This window comes from Yokenella regensburgei ATCC 49455 (assembly GCF_000735455.1).
GTDB classification, from domain to species: domain Bacteria; phylum Pseudomonadota; class Gammaproteobacteria; order Enterobacterales; family Enterobacteriaceae; genus Yokenella; species Yokenella regensburgei.
In genome coordinates this window covers 138,485-157,259 of the sequence record NZ_JMPS01000087.1, presented here as the reverse complement: position 1 = coordinate 157,259, position 18,775 = coordinate 138,485, and the positions used below count along the sequence as shown (strand labels likewise).

The following is an 18,775-nucleotide window of genomic DNA, read 5'->3' as shown; positions in this document are numbered from 1 at the left end:
GAAAGGATACTTGGGTGGCTCTTATGACGCGTACTGCTTTCTCTCTTCGCAGCCTGGCTGCAGGCTCCGTACTTTTACTTCTCGTCGCTCCGTCTTTGCATGCGGAAGAACAGACCATCGCCGCACCGCCGGTTGATGCGCGAGCGTGGATCCTGATGGATTACGCCAGCGGCAAGGTGCTGGCGGAAGGCAACGCCGATGAAAAACTGGATCCGGCGAGCCTGACTAAAATCATGACCAGCTACGTGGTTGGGCAGGCGCTGAAGGCAGGGAAAATCAAGCTAACGGATATGGTAACCGTTGGCAAAGATGCCTGGGCGACCGGGAACCCGGCACTGCGCGGCTCTTCTGTGATGTTCCTGAAACCTGGCGATCAGGTCTCGGTTGAGGATCTCAATAAAGGGGTCATCATCCAGTCCGGTAACGACGCCAGTATTGCCATCGCTGATTACGTTGCGGGCAGTCAGGACTCCTTCGTTGACCTGATGAACAGCTACGGCGCGAAGCTTGGGCTCACCAACACCACGTTCAAAACCGTACACGGCCTGGATGCGCCGGGGCAGTTCAGTACCGCACGTGACATGGCCTTGCTGACGAAAGCGATGATCCACGACGTGCCGGAAGAGTACGCCATTCACAAGGAAAAAGAGTTTACCTTCAATAAAATTCGCCAGCCGAACCGCAACCGCCTGCTGTGGAGCACCAACATTAACGCCGACGGCGTGAAGACTGGCACCACCGCCGGGGCGGGCTACAACCTGGTTTCCTCGGCGACCCAGGGGGATATGCGTCTGATTGCCGTGGTGCTGGGCACCAAAACCGACCGTATCCGCTTTAACGAATCTGAGAAATTGCTGACCTGGGGCTTCCGCTTCTACGAAACCGTGACGCCTATCAAACCGGATGCGACGTTTGTTGAGCAGCGCGTCTGGTACGGCGATAGCAGCAACGTGAAGCTCGGCGCCGGCGAGGCGGGGTCGGTCACCATTCCGCGGGGCCAGTTGAAAAACCTGAAGGCCAGCTTCGCGCTCAATGAGCCACAGCTGACCGCGCCGCTGGCGAAAGGACAGGTCGTGGGTACCATCGACTTCAAACTCAATGATAAAACCATTGAGCAGCGCCCGCTGGTGGTGATGGAAGAAGTGAAAGAGGGTGGATTCTTCAGCCGGATGGTGGACTTCGTGTTGATGAAGTTCCACGCCTGGTTCGGTAGCTGGTTCTCTTAATCTTTAGCGCTGTACTGGTCCGTGTGGATCAGTACAGCAGCGTCATTTTTTGCGCTTTTGCCAGTGTGAGCATTTCGTCATCCGGACGACGATCGCAGGCAATCGCGTCAAACGCACTCAGTTCGCCCATTTTCGCCGGGCGAATTTTGCCAAACTTACTGTGATCAACCACCAGCACGTGATAGCGCGCCTGGCGCATCGCCCAGTGCTTCACCGGTAACTCTTCCAGATTAAAACAGGTAGCGCCCTGCAGCGGATGCACACCAGCCGCCGAGTAGAAGGCAATGTCCGGACAGAGGTGGTTCAGGGTGTCGTAGCCGTCAATGGGCTTGAAGATGCCGTTGCTGGCGTAAAACTCGCCGCCGCAGAGAATAACGCGGCACAGCGGTTTTTCCTGCAGTGCCAGAAAGGTATTCAGCGAGTAGCAAACACCGGTGAAGGGTAGCTCATTATCGATGGCGTCAATAATCCACGGCGTGGTGGTGCCACAGTCGAAAAAAGCCATCTGATGGGCTTCTAAAAGGCTCGCCGCATGGCGTGCTGCAAGACGTTTTTCATCGACCAGGCGCGTTTGCTGATCGCTTAGCAGGTAATGGCTGGCCGCACGTGGCTCCAGGACGATGTAACCCCCCAGCAGAACCACCGGACCACTGTGGCTATTGAGATCGCGGCGAATGGTCATTTCTGACACGCCGAGCAGCGTTGCGGCTTCTTTAAGATGGAGCTTATCGCTACGCTTTAGCGCCTGGATAAGCTGGTTTATCCTCGCGTCCCGCCGTGTTTCCATATGTCCCCGCCAGAGAAAAACGCGCCCTGCACAGGCAGGGCGTCGTCGTTTATTTTACCCGGCTGATGGGGCTTAGTCACGCACCCAACCTTTACGGATAGGCACGGAGAAGCACAGACGGTAAAGCTGTTGCAAACGCTGGTACAGCGCGGTGCCAAAACGTTGCCACAGGAGTTGTGCCGCCAGGCAACCGCAGAGGCCGACAATGAACGCGCCGAACATATCCAGCGGCCAGTGTACGCCAAGGTAAACGCGTGACCAGGCAATGGCACAGGCGCCAGCCAGCAGGGCAACGCCGGTCCACAGGCGGTGCCAGAACAGGAACGCCAGGGCGAAGGTAAAGCTCACCGTACCGTGATCGCTCGGGAACGAACTGTCCGGCGCATGGTGCAGGAAGTTGTAGCCCACGTTATCCATGAATGGTCTGTCGTGAGGGAAGAGATAGCCGATGGACACCGACAGCGCCATGCTGACCGCCATTGCAAGGGCAATTTTAATCACCAGTTTACGCTGCTCGCTCACCTGCGCGCGTGGTCCCCACAGCCACATCACCACGGCCAGCAGTGGAACGGCCATAATGAGATCTTTAGCCAGGAAAGTGGCGAGCGAAATGGCCCACTGCGGCGAAGCCGGGGTCGCGTTAACCAGCTCAAACAGGGTGTAATTCAGATTTTCCAGCATACTTTCCAGACTCATTACATTGGGGGCAGAATTATCCGCGTAGTTCGGACGTCGTTGACCATCACCCTAAAAGCCTCTGCTGCCGCGGTAAACGGACTTTGTCTTAGTTGTCCGTAGTTTGCGAACAATCTGAAGTCGGCAAAAATGGGTTGTACAGCCAATAATCGGCAGTATAGGTGGTGTAACTTAAGCGAACCTTAAACGAACAGGCAACGTGCTGAATTTCGGATTTTCGGCCACAATTTACTATCGCCATAGGCCGGGTTTCATTACACTCTGCACGATTTTTTAGAATAAGAGATGGCATGCAAAATCATACCCTTTCCGGCAAACGTCTGGGACGTCAGGCGTTACTTTTCCCGCTTTGCCTCGTACTGTATGAATTCTCCACCTATATCGGAAACGACATGATCCAGCCGGGCATGCTCGCGGTGGTGGAGCAGTATCAGGCAGGTATTGAGTGGGTTCCTACTTCCATGACCGCTTATCTGGCGGGCGGGATATTTCTGCAGTGGCTCCTGGGGCCGCTGTCGGATCGTATTGGCCGTCGTCCGGTGATGTTAACCGGGGTGGTCTGGTTCATTGTGACCTGCCTCGCGACGCTGCTGGCGCAGAATATTGAGCAGTTTACGTTCCTGCGTTTCCTGCAGGGGGTGAGCCTGTGCTTCATTGGTGCTGTGGGCTACGCCGCCATCCAGGAGTCGTTTGAGGAGGCGGTGTGTATCAAAATCACCGCGCTGATGGCGAACGTGGCGTTGATTGCGCCGCTGCTCGGTCCGCTGGTGGGCGCGGCCTGGATCCACTTCGCGCCGTGGGAGACCATGTTCGTGCTGTTTGCCGCGCTGGCCGCGATTTCGTTCTTCGGCCTGCAGCGTGCAATGCCGGAAACGGCGACCCGCATAGGCGAAAAGCTGTCGCTCAAAGAGTTGGGGCGTGACTACAGTGCGGTGCTGAAAAACCTGCGCTTCGTTGCCGGCGCGCTGGCAACGGGCTTTGTCAGCCTGCCGCTTCTGGCGTGGATTGCCCAGTCTCCGGTTATTATCATGAGCGGTGAACATGCCAGCAGCTATGAGTACGGTATGCTGCAGGTGCCGATTTTTGGTGCACTGATTATCGGTAATCTGGTGCTGGCGCGTCTCACTTCCCGCCGTTCGGTGCGCTCGTTGATTATTATGGGCGGTTGGCCGATTGTGGCAGGGCTTATCCTTGCGGCTGCCGCAACGGTGGTTTCAAGCCACGCCTACCTGTGGATGACGGCGGGGCTCAGCGTGTATGCTTTTGGTATCGGTCTGGCGAACGCCGGACTGGTGCGCCTGACCCTCTTTGCCAGCGACATGAGTAAAGGCACGGTAGCGGCGGCGATGGGCATGCTGCAGATGATGATTTTTACCGTCGGGATTGAGGTCAGCAAGCATGCGTACCTGCTTGGCGGCAACGGCCTTTTCAGCCTGTTCAATCTGCGGGGGGGCTCGTCTGGCTGGTGCTGATTGTCTATTTCCTGAAAGACAAAACGGTGGGGGCTTCCACAAAGCCTGACTAGCGCAAGCCGAAAAGAAGCCCGACCTGCGTCGGGCTCTGTTCAGATTCAGGCAAAAGGCGCTTGCTGGTTGAGCGCCTTTTCTATTATTTCCAGAACCCCTTCCTGATTGTTATGCGGCGCCGAATAGCGCGCGACGGCCTTTACCGGCTCCGCGGCGTTGGCCATGGCGAAACTGAATCCGGCCTGACGCAGCATCTCAATATCGTTACCGCTGTCGCCAAAGGCTAATACTTCGCTATCGGCAATGCCCCAACGCTTCTGCAGCAGACCCAGACCATGAGCCTTGTGAACGCCCGGAATGATGAGGTCGATGCTGCCGTGCCCGGTGGTCACGGCGGTCATGATGTCGCAGAGCTCGGCATGGATAATTTTCTGCATCTCCGGCACCTTGCGGTCATCGACGTTAAGGCCAAACTTCAGGAAGGTGTCATTGAGATTATCAAAGCTGTCGACGGCCTCCAGACGGTGATAGTAGCGGGCGGCCATGGTTTTAAAATCATCATCGTAGCGGCGCAGGGTGTAGGCGCTGTTTTTGCCGCAGGCGATAATTTCAATTTCTGGCAGCGTCTGCAGCCAGCCGACGACCCGCTCGAAATGCGCTTGCGGTAGGTCGCAGTGGTAGACGTCCTCTCCGGCGTTCACTACCCAGCCGCCGTTCTCGGCAACAAAGGCAATTTCGCTCGCGATCTCCGGGAAGAAGGATTTGAGCTGGTAGTATTGGTTGCCGCTGGCCACGGCAAAGCGAATACCCTGCTGTTTCATGCGCTGGTACTGCTGTAAAAATCGCTCGCGGTTGTAGGTTTTGGCATCGCTCAGGAACGTGCCATCCATATCGACGGCGATAAGTTTAATGCTCATCAGCTATTCTCCATCACAAGTTCAGCTTCGGGTTTAGCAACGGCGCGCGCCACCAGGGCGGCGACCAGAACCAGGGCCAGTACCACCAGCATGGCGCTACGCAGACCATAATTTTCACCAAGGAAGCCCAGCAGCGGTGGGCCTACGAGGAAGGCGAGATAGCCGGTGGTCGCCACCACGCTGACGCGGCCAGGAGCATCCGGGCCGGTGTCGCTGGCAGCAGAAATCGTCAGCGGGAAGCCAAGCGATGCGCCAAGTCCCCACAGGATGACCGACACGCCCGCCACCCAGGCGCTGTCGACAAAGATAATCAGCGCAATCCCCAGCGCGCCCATCAGAGCGCTGGCGCGTACCACCGTCACCCGGCTATAGCGGTCGATAAACCAGCCGCCGGTGAAGCGCCCGAGGGTCATGCCAAGGGTGAAGCCTGCGTAAATCAGTGAGCCTGACGTTGGGCTAAAGCCGTGACCGTCCACCATCAGGAGCGGCAGCCAGTCGTTGGCGGAGCCTTCGGCAAACGCCATCGCCAGCACCACTACGCCAATCAGCATCAGCTGTATGTCACGGTAAAACGGCATGCCTTTATGCTGATGGTGCGACTCCTGCACCGGGTTTTTCCCGGTACCTTCCGGAATAGCGCGAATGGCGATAAAAATGGGCGCAATACCCACCAGCGCGGCGAGCAGAATGTGCAGCGGCGCATGCAGACCAAAACCGGTCACCGCCATCCCGACGCCTGCACCCACCAGCGTCCCGAAGCTGTAAAAACCGTGCATCATCGGCAGTACGGTTTTTTTCATCTCACGCTCAATTGCTGCGCCTTCGACGTTAATGGCGACTTCCGCCGCCCCGAAGCTGCCGCCAAACACGCACAGGCCAAAGGCAAATACCAGCGGAGAGGCGAGCCACAGCGCGATACTCAGAATAATCATTCCGATTACCGCGCAGGACATAGTGGTGCGGATAACGCTTCTGGCACCGTAGCGCTTCACCAGCCACGCGGAGCAGAGGATACCGCTCATTGAACCGACGGAAAGCCCAAACAGCACCACGCCCATCTCAGCGGTAGAGACGGACAGAATATCGCGAATAGCCGGGGTGCGCGTGGCCCATGACGCCATTAAAAGGCCAGGAAGGAAGAAGAACATAAAGAGCGCCCACAGGCGCAGTTGCAGAGCTTTTCGCGGCGAGAGTGCGGTCATGGGCGATCACTAAAAAGAGAGGAATAGAGACAACACTAACAAGGTTGTGTACATTTGTACATAAACCGGATGAGGAAAAATATGGCCCGTCGACCGAACGACCCTTTGCGTCGGGAACGCATTCTCCACGCCACGCTGGACACCATTGCAAATCATGGCATCCAGGCCGTGACGCACCGTAAAATCGCCAGTTGCGCAGACGTGCCGCTGGGTTCGCTTACCTATTATTTCAGCGGAATAGATGCCCTGCTGGACGAGGCGTTTAATCACTTCACCACTACGATGTCGCAGCAGTATCAGGACTTCTTTACTGCGGTGACTACCCCGGATGAAGCCTGTGAAGCCATCACCGACCTGATTTTCAGCGCCCAGGTGACCACCACCCGCAACATGAACCTGATGTATCAGCTGTACGCCTGGATTGGCTGCCAGCCCTCTTTAAAAGTGGTGATGCAGGAGTGGATGGAGCGTAGCCAGCAGACGCTGGAGCAGTGGTTTGATGCGCCCACCGCGCGGGCGCTGGATGCGTTTATCGAAGGGATGACTCTGCATTTTGTCACCGACCGGGCACCGCTTTCCCGCACGGTTATCCGCGAGATGGTAGGGCGGCTGGCGGGGTGACGTTAACTGGTCGTGGTGCCCGCCGTCACGTTCACCATCGTGGCCGTCATCGCGCTGGCGTTATCCGATGCCAGAAAGGTCATCACCTCGGCGACCTGCGCAAGCGTCGGCAGGCGATTCAGCATGGTACTATGCGCGGCCCCACCGACCCATTGCTCGACCGTTAGCCCCATCGCCTGCGCTTTAGGCGTAAATACTTCTCTGGTATACGAGCCGGCCTGTACCGCATCGGCGATAGCGTGCGAGCGCACACCGACGACGCGAATATTCTTTGGCCCCAGTTCGCTGGCGAGGGCTTTCACGAAGGCCTCCGTTCCGGCGCAACCCACGATATGACCGAGGTGCCCGGGCACCGCCAGCGGGCCAGCGGGAGCGACAACGGTAAGAATGGCTCCGGCCCGCTCACCGCCCATATGCGGCAACACCGCCTGAGAGAGCGTAAAAAAAAGAGGAGAGGAAAGGGGTAATGCCCTGCATAAATTCACCGAGGGTAAGCTCCGCAATTCCTTTACCCTGATCGTGAACGAACCCGGTAGCATTCACCACCACATCAAATCCGCCGGTCTTCTGCGCGAGCCTTTCGATTTGCTCGCGGGTGGCGCGCTCGTCAAGCACGTCAACGATAAACGTGTCCGCCACACCGCCTGTCGCCCGGATGTGCTCAGCAACACCTTCCAGCTTTTCCGAACGGCGGGCGCCCAGATACACCTGCGCGCCGTTTCGTGCCATTGCTCGCGCTACTGCACTACCGATAGCCCCGCTACCGCCGAAAATCACCACGACCTTACCTGCCAGCATGCTCGCCCCCTCGTTATGGTCGAAACCCTTCGAAAGTATGTGTGAGATTAGGGGGGATGCAAGGTGGGGGAGATTAGATTTAACGATAAAGCCTGTGGGGTATATGTTACCCCACAGGAAGTATTAATAAGTTCTGCGAGTATTTTTTATTTGGTATTTTTGGCTTTCATGATGATATGTGCCGTAAGCCAGGATGAAGCCAGAACAGCGGCAAATAATATTAGTGCATTTTGCGTGAAACGTACGTAGATAAGATAAAATATGACGTGAACCATGTATAAATAAGTTGATAGACTGGAGCCATCGATATTAATCTCTATCTTTTTTGGGTTTTTTAGGCAAAATGCCAACAGGCATGTTGAAAGGATTGCCGAAGAGAAAGTGAAGTCGTAAAAACCTTTATGGGTATAATATCCGAATACTCCCTCGCAGATTACAAATAAAATTGATAAGATCAGGGCTTTATTTGACGCCAGGTAATTGGTGACAACATGATTTTTCTTTTCTCTCGCCAGGACATAACCAATAGCCATCAATGGGAAACCAAGAAAAACACCGTTTCTTAGCGACACAGGATTTGCCCAGAACCCTGGCATGTTAATGATTTTGTTCATCGCAAGATACCAGAGGGTGGTGGCTGAGATGAAAGTGACGATTGCCAGCGAAAGCAGTTTACGGCTTGAGAATGATGTACAAGCATTAATTAATAGTGCGCCAATGATAATCGCCGGTAGGAACCATAATTGCCAGTATCCGAATATCATATCGAAGGCCAGATTGTTTATGTTGAGGTCTTCGATGTTTCTGTCAAAAATCGCATCAATTAAATGAATCTGAAATGGAAGGTATACGATATTCCACACTACATACATTTTTACTATTTTGGATAACCATGAGGACAATTTGTCTTTTTGTAACGTTTGCTCAAGATAAAAACCACTGACTACAAAAAAGAATGGTACAGCTATTCTGCCAAAGCCTTCAACAAGAATGAATATGCCGATTTTTTTATCATATATTACCAGGGTTGAATGAATCATAATGACAAGTACAGCCATGATGACTCTTAGCGCGTCTATGCTATAGTTTTTGGTAGTCATAGTTTAAATATAAATAGTTGATTATAAATGCATTGTAAAACAATCCTTACGAGGCGACTAGTTTTTTTATATACAATGAGACTAAAAGGGTTAACAAAGTTTACTGAGATAAAGAAAGAGAAAACATTGCCAACGGCAGACTCTTGAGTGATCGGTTTTAGATGGGGGATGAGAGTCTGTAGGTTGAAGAGGGGTAAATGCGAGGCAACAAAAAACCCATCAACCTTGAACCGAAACGGCGGGGTTGATGGGCTCCACAAAATGGGGACATCAAAGAAAAGCAGTGGCATTACTTATGACTGATGCCTTAGGAAAAAGTTTCGTAGTTCACAAAAATTTTTTCTGCTGCTTGCAAACTTCGGTTTTATCCTAATCCCGGCCAGATGATCACTATCAGGGTACCGGCGAGAGTCAGCAGCACGTTGGCGATAGCGTAGGTGCCCGCATAGCCCAGCGCCGGGATGTTGCTGCGGGCGGTATCGCTGATGATTTCCATTGCCGGAGCGCAGGTACGTGCGCCCATCATCGCGCCAAACAGCATCGCGCGGTTCATACGTAAAACGTAGGCGCCAAACAGGAAGCAAATCACCACCGGCACCAGGCTGACTATCAGGCCCGCCACCAGCATCTGGCCGCCTACTGCGCCCAGGCCATATTGCAGGCCGCTACCCGCGCTCAGGCCTACGCCGGCCATAAACACCATCAGGCCAAATTCTTTCACCATGTTCAGCGCGCCCTGCGGGATATAACCGAACGTCGGGTGGTTGGCTCGCAGGAAGCCGAGCATGATCCCGGCGAACAACAGCCCGGCAGCGTTACCAATACCGAAGCTAAAGTTGCTGAACTGGAAGCTAATCATTCCAATCATCAGACCGATGATGAAGAACGAGCAGAAGGCGAGGAGGTCGGTTACCTGGCTGTGAATCGAAATAAAGCCGATGCGGTCAGCGATGGTTTTCACACGGCGGGCGTCGCCGCTCACCTGCAGTACATCACCTTTATTGAGTACCACGTTATCGTCGATAGGCATCTCAATCTGGCTGCGAATGACGCGGTTGAGGAAGCAGCCGTGATCGGTCAGCTTCAGCTGCGCCAGACGGCGGCCAACGGCATTGTGATTCTTCACCACAATTTCTTCGGTGACGATGCGCATATCGAGCAGATCGCGGTCGAACACTTCTTTACCGTTACGGAAGCTCGGGTCGAGGCGGGAGTGGGCATCCGGGTAGCCTACCAGTGCGATATCATCGCCCAGCTGCAGAACCGCGTCGCCGTCCGGGGTTGCCAGAATGCCGTTGCGACGCAGACGCTCAATGTAGCAGCCGGTCTGGCGATAAATGCCCAGCTCGCGCAGATTTTTACCGTCGGCCCAGGCGACCAGCTCCGGCCCCACGCGGTAGGCGCGGATAACCGGGAGGAAGACTTTGCGGTTTGCGTCGGTGTCCAGACCGCGCTCACGGGCAATCTGCTGCGCACTGGTCTGCAGATCCTGATGCTGCAGTTTCGGCATATAGCGGGCACCGACAATCAGGCTCACCAGACCAATCAGGTAGGTCAGGGCATAGCCAAGACTCAGATGGTCGAGCGCGCTGGTGAGCGAAGCGCCGCTCATCCCCGAGTGTCTCAGCGTGTCGCCTGCGCCAACCAGTACCGGCGTTGAGGTCATCGATCCGGCGAGCATACCGGCGGTCAGGCCGATGTCCCAGCCGAACAGTTTGCCGAGCCCTAAGGCAATCAGCATCGCACTGCCGACCATCACCGAGGCCAGCATCAGATAATTTTTGCCGTCACGGAAGAAAATTGAAAAAAAGTTAGGTCCGGCTTCCACGCCTACGCAGAAAATAAACAGCATAAAGCCCAGATTTAATGCATCTGTGTTGATACTGAAATGCTGCTGGCCTAATAACAGAGAGACCACTAAAACGCCAATGGAATTACCGAGTTGGACCGATCCCAGGCGTAATTTTCCGAGGCACAGCCCCAGAGCCAACACCACAAATAATAACAGGATGTAATTGCCGTTTAACAAATCTGCGACGTTTATATTCACGGAAGCTAACTTCTTGTTTACTAGTAAGTTGTTGAAAGAAATGATTATTTGGTCTACTGTTTACGTCGTGCCGAAGCGTAAGCAAAGCCGTTCTCTGGCTGCACTTCTCACTCAATAATCATTATATGAAGTGCGTTAGTTTAATCGTTCCGCGAGGCCAGGACAATCGTATTAATACGACGCCATTCATTGGCATGGAATGCCAGCAAACTTTATCTGACCGCCGCCTTTTTGAGGCAAAACATCAGTTTGATAGAGAGAATGTCAGGAGGAACCTTTGAAAACTAATCACGGTTGGGTGAGTGCCGCCTGCTGCTTCTTACTTTTCATTGCGGTATGGTTTTTGGTGTCGCGCCATCTGAGGGGCATCATTCCGGCGACAGGCAACTCCGATCTGGGACTGCTGTTTTTCATCATTCCTGGCGCTACCGTCAGCATGTTTTCCCATCAGCGCCGCGTGTTTAGTGCCGTCGTCGGCGCTGCGCTGGCAGCACCCGTATGTCTCTTTTTCATGAAGCTACAGGCAACGGCTACGCGTTCAGCGTGGCAGGAGATGGCGTGGGTTTTTAGTGCGGTGTTCTGGTGCGCGCTGGGGGCGCTTTGCGTCATGTGCGTGGGGCATTTACTTCAGGTCAGACGCGCACAGCGATGACGCCCCAGGGCGGGGCGTCGTGAAGACTTACGCGAAGAGACCGAGGTTCTCTTTCGCCCAGGCTTCGAAATCTGTGCAGCCGCCGATGTGCTTCTGATCGACAAAAATCTGCGGCACGGTTTCAACCGGTTTGCCGACGGTTTTTTCCAGGTCAGCTTTGGTGATACCTTCCGCGTGGATGTCGATGTAGCGATAGTTAAAATCGTCACGCTCGGTGCTCAGTTTTTCTGCCAGCTCTTTTGCACGAACGCAGTAAGGGCAACCCGGACGGCCAAAAATTACGGTGAACATTGCTTCTCTCCTTAAACTGAAAAAAACTGCCAATTCCGGACGAAGCCAGACGGCGAATGGCGATTATAATGCCGCCAGCCGCAGGAGAGTTAAAGAAGGTTTTGCCTGTTGTTCTGATTCTTTTTGCTAATCACCCTTGTCATGGACCTCGTTATACTAAGGCGACACCCTCCCGCAAGGTGGGTGAAATGTTCAAATAATGAGACAGGAAACCACGATGACAGCAACCATTGAGCTGCAACGCAGCCACCGCTCCATCCGCCACTTTACCGATGAGCCCATCACCGACGAACAGCGCGCCTCTATCATTGCCGCCGCGCAGGGCACCTCCAGTTCGAGCTTTTTGCAGTGCACCTCCATCATTCGCATTACTGACCCGGCGCTGCGGGAACAGTTGGTCACGCTGACCGGCGGGCAAAAGCACGTGGCTCAGGCGGCGGAGTTCTGGGTGTTCTGCGCCGACTTCAACCGCCATCTGCAAATCTGCCCGGAGGCACAGCTGGGGCTTGCAGAACAGCTGCTGCTCGGCGTGGTGGATACCGCCATGATGGCGCAAAACGCGATGCTCGCCGGGGAGTCACTCGGACTCGGCGGCGTCTTTATTGGCGGGATCCGCAACAGCATTGCCGCTGTGACTGAGTTACTCGGCCTGCCGCAGCACGTGCTGCCGCTGTTTGGTCTGTGCCTCGGCTGGCCTGCCGATAACCCGGATGTGAAACCGCGTATGCCCGCCGAGATGCTGGTGCATGAAAATCGCTATCAGCCGGTAGATAACGACGTGCTGGCGCGCTATGACGAAGCGCTTGCGGCGTATTATCTGAACCGCGGCAGTAATAACCGTCGCGATACCTGGACCGATCACATTCGCCGGACCATCATCAAAGAGAACCGCCCGTTTATTCTCGACTATCTGCATAAGCAGGGCTGGGCAACCCGCTAAATATCGCGCAGGGTCGACGCTACTTTTCCGTTCTGGTCGGGCTACACACGAGGTATGATACGGCTGTTTTCCCAGAACTTTTTCAGAAGAGGTTGCAGGATGAAAATTGCCATATTGTCCCGGGACGGAACGCTCTGGTCCTGTAAGCGTCTGCGTGATGCCGCGATGAAACGCGGTCACGTGGTTGAGATCCTCGACCCGCTCTCCTGCTACATGAATATCAGCCCGGCGGCCTCTTCTATCCACTATAAAGGCCGCCAGCTTCCTCATTATGATGCGGTGATCCCGCGTATCGGTTCGGCCATCACCTTCTACGGCATGGCGGCGTTGCGTCAGTTTGAAATGCTGGGCAGTTATCCGCTGAATGAATCGGTGGCGATTACCCGGGCGCGGGACAAGCTGCGCTCGCTACAGCTGCTGGCGCGTCAGGGGATTGATCTACCGATCACCGGCATCGCCCATTCGCCAGACGACACCAGCGACCTTATCGATATGGTTGGTGGCGCACCGCTGGTGGTCAAGCTGGTGGAGGGAACGCAGGGCATCGGCGTGGTGCTCGCGGAAACCCGCCAGGCGGCAGAAAGCGTTATTGACGCCTTTCGCGGTCTGAACGCTCATATCCTGGTGCAGGAGTATATTGCCGAGTCAAAAGGACGTGATATTCGCTGTCTGGTGGTGGGTGATGAAGTGGTTGCCGCGATAGAGCGCCAGGCCAAGAACGGTGATTTTCGTTCCAACCTGCATCGCGGCGGAGTGGCGACGGTTATCAACATCACCGAACGCGAGCGGGAAATTGCCATCATGGCGACCCGAACCCTGGGGCTGGACGTGGCGGGTGTTGATATTCTTCGTGCCGATCGCGGCCCGCTGGTGATGGAAGTGAACGCGTCTCCGGGGCTTGAAGGGATTGAAAAAACGACGGGTCTCGATATCGCCGGGCGGATGATTGAGTGGGTGGAGCGCCAGGCTCACCCAGGATTTTGCCTGAAAATGGGCGGATAATGTCATTTTCGACAGCACGCATGGTATGTGCCGGACTTTTTGCGTAAGCTATGCCCCGGTATTTTTTAAGCAAGAGGTCTCAGGCATATGCATACACTCGTCGTCCCGGGTCTGGATACGTTGCGTCAATGGCTCGACGAACTTGGCATCAGTTTTTTTGAGTGCGACACCTGTCAGGCGTTGCATCTGCCACATATGCAGAATTTCGATGGGATCTTCGATGCGAAAATCGATCTTCTCGATAACGTCATCCTGTTTTCCGCGCTTGCCGAAGTGAAGCCTTCCGGGCTGCTGGCGCTGTCGGCGGATCTCTCCTCAATCAACGCCAGTTCGCTGACGGTTAAAGCGTTCCTCGACATTCAGGACGATAACCTGCCGAAACTGGTGGTCTGCCAGTCGCTCGCAGTGGGTGCCGGCGTGGCGCTTGAGCAGTTTGCCTGGTTCTTCCGTCAGAGCGAAGAGCAGATCTCAATGGTTATTCTTGAGGCTTCTGCTCACGAATTGCTCTATAAACCGGAAGAGGAAGAAGAGCAGCCGAAAGAAGAAATTCAATACCATTTTCTCCACTGATCCCACCTGACTTAAAGGCAGCCGCTGCCACAGCGGCTGTACGATCCACGCATTTATTCTGCTTGTCACCATTCAGCTAAGCATTATTCACCACCATTCCGCCGTTGTTGGATTACGCCATACAGTGATCCCGCGTAAAAAATTGATAAAAGGCGTTTTTTAACCTGGGCTATGGTCTCAGACACGGGCTATGGTTATTCTTGCGACACAATAAAATCCGGCAGTAACTGCCTGTGCTGACTGATTAAATATGCATTTATTGCATACCTTGTATTTCGTATAGAAGGAAAAGTGATATGGCTGCATTGAGTAAAAAATGGTTAACGGGTCTGGTGACCGGTGCGCTGATGGTGGTCTCTGCAGGCACGCTAGCCGCTGAACAAAAAACGCTGCATGTTTATAACTGGTCTGATTATATTGCGCCGGATACGGTAGCCAATTTTGAAAAAGAGACCGGTATTAAAGTTGTTTACGACGTATTTGATTCCAACGAAGTACTCGAAGGTAAATTAATGGCGGGCAGCACCGGGTTTGATCTGGTCGTGCCATCCGCAAGTTTTCTGGAGCGTCAATTAACGGCGGGGGTATTTCAGCCGCTCGATAAAAGTAAATTACCGAACTGGAAGAATCTTGATCCGGAATTGCTGAAACTTATTGCCCGTCACGATCCTGATAATAAATATGCGATGCCGTATATGTGGGCGACCACCGGTATTGGTTATAACGTGGATAAAGTGAAGGCGGTCCTCGGCAAAGATGCGCCGGTTAACAGCTGGGATCTGATCCTGAAGCCAGAAAACCTCGAGAAGCTGAAAAGCTGCGGAGTTTCCTTCCTCGATGCGCCTGAAGAAGTGTTTGCTACCGTGCTGAACTACCTCGGCAAAGATCCGAACAGCACCAAAGCGGATGACTATACCGGCCCGGCAACCGACCTGCTGCTGAAGCTGCGTCCGAACATCCGTTACTTCCACTCCTCGCAGTACATAAACGATCTGGCAAACGGCGATATCTGCGTGGCAATTGGCTGGGCAGGCGACGTCTGGCAGGCCGCTAACCGGGCAAAAGAAGCCAAAAATGGGGTGAATATTTCTTATTCCATCCCGAAAGAGGGGGCGCTGGCCTTCTTTGACGTCTTCGCAATGCCGGCTGATGCCAAAAACAAAGACGAAGCGTATCAGTTCCTCAACTATCTGCTGCGTCCGGACGTGATTGCTCACATCTCCGATCACGTGTTCTATGCCAACGTTAACAAAGCGGCAACACCGCTGGTGAGCGAGGCGGTACGTGATAATCCGGGGATCTACCCACCGGCAGACGTGCGCGCCAAACTGTTCACGTTGAAGGTTCAGGATCCGAAGATTGACCGTGTACGTACGCGTGCATGGACCAAGGTGAAAAGCGGGAAATAACCCCAGCGCCGGGCGGGCATTGTGCTCGCCCGGTGAGACTATTTTGTATGGCACCGGTCCATACAGTTGTTAGCTTTTGCCGGAGAGCACTCAAGTGAACGACGCGACCCCACGCCCACAGGCGAAAATTCGTAAAGCGCTGACCCCGCTGCTGGAAATCCGCAATCTCACCAAGTCTTTCGACGGGCAGCATGCCGTCGATGACGTGAGCCTGACCATTTATAAAGGTGAAATCTTTGCTCTGCTCGGTGCCTCCGGCTGCGGGAAGTCGACGCTGCTGCGCATGCTGGCAGGCTTCGAGCCACCGACCGCCGGGCAGATTGTGCTCGATGGTGTCGATCTTTCCCATGTGCCGCCGTACCAGCGGCCGATTAACATGATGTTCCAGTCTTACGCACTGTTCCCGCACATGACCGTCGAGCAGAACATTGCCTTTGGCCTGAAGCAGGACAAACTGCCGAAAGCCGAAATAGACAGCCGCGTGCAGGAGATGCTGACGCTGGTGCATATGCAGGAGTTTGCAAAGCGCAAACGCATCAGCTCTCCGGCGGCCAGCGCCAGCGTGTGGCCCTGGCCCGAAGCCTTGCCAAGCGCCCGAAACTGCTGCTGCTTGATGAGCCGATGGGCGCGCTGGATAAAAAGCTGCGCGACCGGATGCAGCTCGAAGTGGCCGATATTCTCGAGCGGGTAGGGGTGACCTGCGTGATGGTCACCCACGACCAGGAAGAAGCGATGACCATGGCCGGGCGTATTGCCATTATGAACCGCGGCAAGTTCGTGCAGATTGGTGAACCGGAGGAGATCTACGAGCACCCGACGACCCGCTACAGCGCGGAGTTTATCGGCTCGGTCAACGTCTTTGAAGGTTTGCTCAAAGAACGCCACGACGATGGTCTGGTGATTGAATCGCCGGGGCTTGTGCATCCGCTGAAGGTTGATGTGGAAGCATCGGTGGTCGACAACGTGCCGGTGTACGTGGCGCTGCGACCGGAAAAAATCATGCTCTGTGAAGCGCCGCCGGAAAACGGTTATAACTTTGCCGTCGGAGAAGTGACGCATATTGCCTACCTTGGCGATCTCTCTATCTACCACGTCCGCCTCAAAAGCGGGCAGATGATCAGCGCCCAGCTACAGAACGAACACCGCTATCGCAAAGGTCTGCCGACCTGGGGCGATGAGGTGCGTCTGTGCTGGGATGCGGATAGCTGCGTGGTGTTGACGGTGTAAGGAGGAGCGATGACGACATTAGATTCTCCATCACGTGCCACCCGGCAGGAAAGTGCTGTGCCCTGGCTTGCCAGAATGCAGATGAAGCACGGACGTAAGCTGGTGATCGCGCTGCCGTATATCTGGCTTATCCTGCTGTTTATGCTGCCATTCCTGATCGTTTTTAAAATCAGCCTCGCGGATATGGCGCGTACCATTCCCCCCTATACCAACCTGTTTGATTGGGTGGATGACCAGCTAACGTTAACCCTTAATATCGGCAACTTCCTGCAATTGACCGACGATCCGCTCTATTTTGAAGCGTATTTGCAGTCATTACAGGTTGCGGCGATCTCGACCTTTTTCTGCCTTCTGCTCGGTTACCCGCTGGCGTGGGCGGTGGCGCACAGTAAGCCTTCAACGCGAAACATTCTACTGCTGCTGGTGATCCTGCCGTCGTGGACTTCGTTCCTTATCCGCGTTTATGCGTGGATGGGGATCCTGAAAAACAACGGTATTCTCAATAATTTCCTGATGTGGTTGGGGGTTATCGATCAGCCGTTAACCATTCTGCATACCAATCTCGCGGTCTATATCGGCATTGTGTATGCCTATATGCCGTTTATGGTGCTGCCGATTTATACCGCCCTGACGCGTATTGACTACTCGCTGGTAGAGGCGTCGCTGGATCTTGGCGCTCGTCCGCTGAAGACCTTCTTTAAGGTGATTGTACCGCTAACGAAAGGGGGAATTATCGCCGGGTCGATGCTGGTGTTCATTCCGGCGGTGGGGGAGTTCGTTATCCCGGAACTGCTCGGCGGGCCGGACAGCATCATGATTGGCCGCGTGCTGTGGCAGGAGTTCTTCAATAACCGTGACTGGCCGGTGGCTTCGGCGGTGGCGATTGTCATGCTGCTGCTGTTGATTGTGCCGATCATGTGGTTCCACAAATATCAGCAGAAACAGATGGGGGATCACGGATGAATACGTTGCCGGTAGTACGCTCCCCGTGGCGAATTGTTATTCTGGTGCTCGGGTTTACTTTCCTCTATGCGCCAATGCTGATGCTGGTTATCTACTCGTTTAACAGCTCGAAGCTGGTAACGGTATGGGCAGGGTGGTCGACCCGCTGGTACGTTGAGCTGTTCCACGACGATGCGATGATGAGTGCGGTGGGCCTGAGCCTGACCATTGCCGCGGCGGCGGCGACCATGGCGGCTATCCTCGGCACTATTGCGGCGGTGGTGATGGTGCGCTTTGGTCGCTTCAGGGGCTCGAACGGCTTTGCGTTTATGATAACCGCGCCGCTGGTTATGCCGGATGTCATCACCGGGCTGTCGCTGCTGCTGCTGTTTGTGGCGCTGGGGCACGCGATTGGCTGGCCTTCTGACCGTGGAATGCTCACCATCTGGCTGGCACATGTGACCTTCTGTACCGCCTATGTGGCCGTGGTTATCTCTTCCCGACTGCGCGAACTCGATCGCTCTATCGAAGAGGCTGCGATGGATCTTGGCGCTACGCCGCTGAAGGTGTTCTTTATCATCACGCTGCCGATGATCATGCCCGCGGTCATTTCCGGCTGGCTGCTGGCGTTTACGCTCTCGCTCGACGACCTGGTGATTGCAAGCTTCGTCTCGGGCCCGGGGGCGACGACGCTGCCGATGCTGGTGTTCTCCAGCGTGCGCATGGGGGTTAACCCGGAGATCAACGCGCTGGCGACCATTATTCTCGGGGTGGTCGGGGTGATTGGTTTTATCGCCTGGTATCTGATGGCGCGAGCGGAAAAACAGCGAGTGCGTGATATCCAGCGTGCAAGACGCGGCTGAAGGAATTAAAATCTTG

Annotated in this window: 16 protein-coding genes and 3 pseudogenes; 11 read left to right on the top strand and 8 right to left on the bottom strand. The window is 54.8% G+C overall.

Features of this window, described 5'->3' with window-relative positions; translation table 11 throughout:
* Positions 1-23: 23 nt before the first annotated feature.
* Positions 24-1,226, top strand: coding sequence for a serine-type D-Ala-D-Ala carboxypeptidase (gene dacC / locus GYRE_RS22550; protein ID WP_038258717.1), 1,203 nt, complete (start codon positions 24-26; stop codon positions 1,224-1,226).
* A 28-nt stretch (positions 1,227-1,254) separates the two neighbouring features.
* Here the strand turns inward: dacC and deoR are convergent, their stop codons facing one another.
* A complete protein-coding gene (deoR, locus tag GYRE_RS22545) occupies positions 1,255-2,013 on the bottom strand; it encodes a DNA-binding transcriptional repressor DeoR (RefSeq protein ID WP_038258714.1) in 759 nt (252 codons plus the stop codon).
* Between the two features lie 72 nt (positions 2,014-2,085).
* The gene (ybjG, locus tag GYRE_RS22540) at positions 2,086-2,694 is read right to left on the bottom strand and encodes an undecaprenyl-diphosphate phosphatase (protein ID WP_038258710.1); all 609 of its coding nucleotides are present in this window, start codon (positions 2,692-2,694) and stop codon (positions 2,086-2,088) included.
* Positions 2,695-2,999: 305 nt separating this feature from the next.
* Between ybjG and GYRE_RS22535 the strand changes: the two are divergent.
* Positions 3,000-4,234, top strand: a pseudogene (locus tag GYRE_RS22535) (MdfA family multidrug efflux MFS transporter).
* Between the two features lie 45 nt (positions 4,235-4,279).
* On the opposite strand, the gene GYRE_RS22530 reads toward GYRE_RS22535, so the two are convergent.
* Positions 4,280-5,092 carry a Cof-type HAD-IIB family hydrolase gene (locus GYRE_RS22530; protein ID WP_006819196.1) on the bottom strand — a complete coding sequence of 271 codons (813 nt, stop codon included), beginning with the start codon at positions 5,090-5,092 and terminating at the stop codon, positions 4,280-4,282.
* Positions 5,092-6,294, bottom strand: coding sequence for an MFS transporter (locus GYRE_RS22525; protein WP_038258707.1), 1,203 nt, complete (start codon positions 6,292-6,294; stop codon positions 5,092-5,094). Before GYRE_RS22525 ends, GYRE_RS22530 begins: the two co-directional genes overlap by 1 nt.
* 81 nt (positions 6,295-6,375) lie before the next feature.
* Here GYRE_RS22525 and GYRE_RS22520 point away from each other — a divergent pair, with 81 nt between their 5' ends.
* On the top strand, positions 6,376-6,915 hold the full coding sequence (locus GYRE_RS22520; RefSeq protein WP_038258703.1) for a TetR/AcrR family transcriptional regulator: 540 nt from the start codon (positions 6,376-6,378) through the stop codon (positions 6,913-6,915).
* Between the two features lie 2 nt (positions 6,916-6,917).
* Here the strand turns inward: GYRE_RS22520 and GYRE_RS22515 are convergent.
* The 3 genes and pseudogenes from GYRE_RS22515 to GYRE_RS22500 form a co-directional block, all read right to left on the bottom strand.
* Positions 6,918-7,713: pseudogene (locus GYRE_RS22515) on the bottom strand (SDR family NAD(P)-dependent oxidoreductase).
* 146 nt (positions 7,714-7,859) lie between these two features.
* Positions 7,860-8,813, bottom strand: a complete 954-nt coding sequence (locus GYRE_RS22510) for an acyltransferase family protein (RefSeq protein ID WP_006819200.1) — start codon at positions 8,811-8,813, stop codon at positions 7,860-7,862.
* Positions 8,814-9,177: 364 nt separating this feature from the next.
* Complete coding sequence (locus GYRE_RS22500) at positions 9,178-10,863, bottom strand: aspartate:alanine antiporter (RefSeq protein WP_006819242.1); 1,686 nt, start codon at positions 10,861-10,863, stop codon at positions 9,178-9,180.
* Between the two features lie 277 nt (positions 10,864-11,140).
* Between GYRE_RS22500 and ybjM the strand changes: the two genes are divergently transcribed.
* Positions 11,141-11,515, top strand: a complete 375-nt coding sequence (gene ybjM / locus GYRE_RS22495) for an inner membrane protein YbjM (RefSeq protein WP_038258698.1) — start codon at positions 11,141-11,143, stop codon at positions 11,513-11,515.
* Between the two features lie 27 nt (positions 11,516-11,542).
* Here the strand turns inward: ybjM and GYRE_RS22490 are convergent, their stop codons facing one another.
* Positions 11,543-11,806, bottom strand: coding sequence for a GrxA family glutaredoxin (locus tag GYRE_RS22490; RefSeq protein ID WP_006819244.1), 264 nt, complete (start codon positions 11,804-11,806; stop codon positions 11,543-11,545).
* Positions 11,807-12,023: 217 nt separating this feature from the next.
* Between GYRE_RS22490 and nfsA the strand changes: the two genes are divergently transcribed.
* The 7 genes and pseudogenes from nfsA to potI all read left to right on the top strand — a co-directional run bounded on the left by nfsA (position 12,024) and on the right by potI (position 18,759).
* The gene (nfsA, locus tag GYRE_RS22485; protein WP_038258693.1) at positions 12,024-12,746 is read left to right on the top strand and encodes an oxygen-insensitive NADPH nitroreductase; all 723 of its coding nucleotides are present in this window, start codon (positions 12,024-12,026) and stop codon (positions 12,744-12,746) included.
* Between the two features lie 99 nt (positions 12,747-12,845).
* The gene (gene rimK / locus GYRE_RS22480; RefSeq protein ID WP_038258690.1) at positions 12,846-13,748 is read left to right on the top strand and encodes a 30S ribosomal protein S6--L-glutamate ligase; all 903 of its coding nucleotides are present in this window, start codon (positions 12,846-12,848) and stop codon (positions 13,746-13,748) included.
* 87 nt (positions 13,749-13,835) lie between these two features.
* Entirely contained in the window at positions 13,836-14,318 is a 483-nt protein-coding gene (locus GYRE_RS22475) for a type III secretion system chaperone family protein (RefSeq protein ID WP_006819248.1), read from the top strand.
* Between the two features lie 296 nt (positions 14,319-14,614).
* Positions 14,615-15,727, top strand: coding sequence for a spermidine/putrescine ABC transporter substrate-binding protein PotF (potF, locus tag GYRE_RS22470; RefSeq protein ID WP_006819249.1), 1,113 nt, complete (start codon positions 14,615-14,617; stop codon positions 15,725-15,727).
* A 94-nt stretch (positions 15,728-15,821) separates the two neighbouring features.
* Positions 15,822-16,954 (top strand): annotated as a pseudogene (gene potG, locus GYRE_RS22465) (putrescine ABC transporter ATP-binding subunit PotG).
* 9 nt (positions 16,955-16,963) lie between these two features.
* Entirely contained in the window at positions 16,964-17,917 is a 954-nt protein-coding gene (gene potH, locus GYRE_RS22460; RefSeq protein WP_038258688.1) for a putrescine ABC transporter permease PotH, read from the top strand.
* Entirely contained in the window at positions 17,914-18,759 is an 846-nt protein-coding gene (gene potI / locus GYRE_RS22455) for a putrescine ABC transporter permease PotI (RefSeq protein ID WP_006819252.1), read from the top strand. Before potH ends, potI begins: the two co-directional genes overlap by 4 nt.
* The last annotated feature ends 16 nt before the right edge of the window (positions 18,760-18,775 follow it).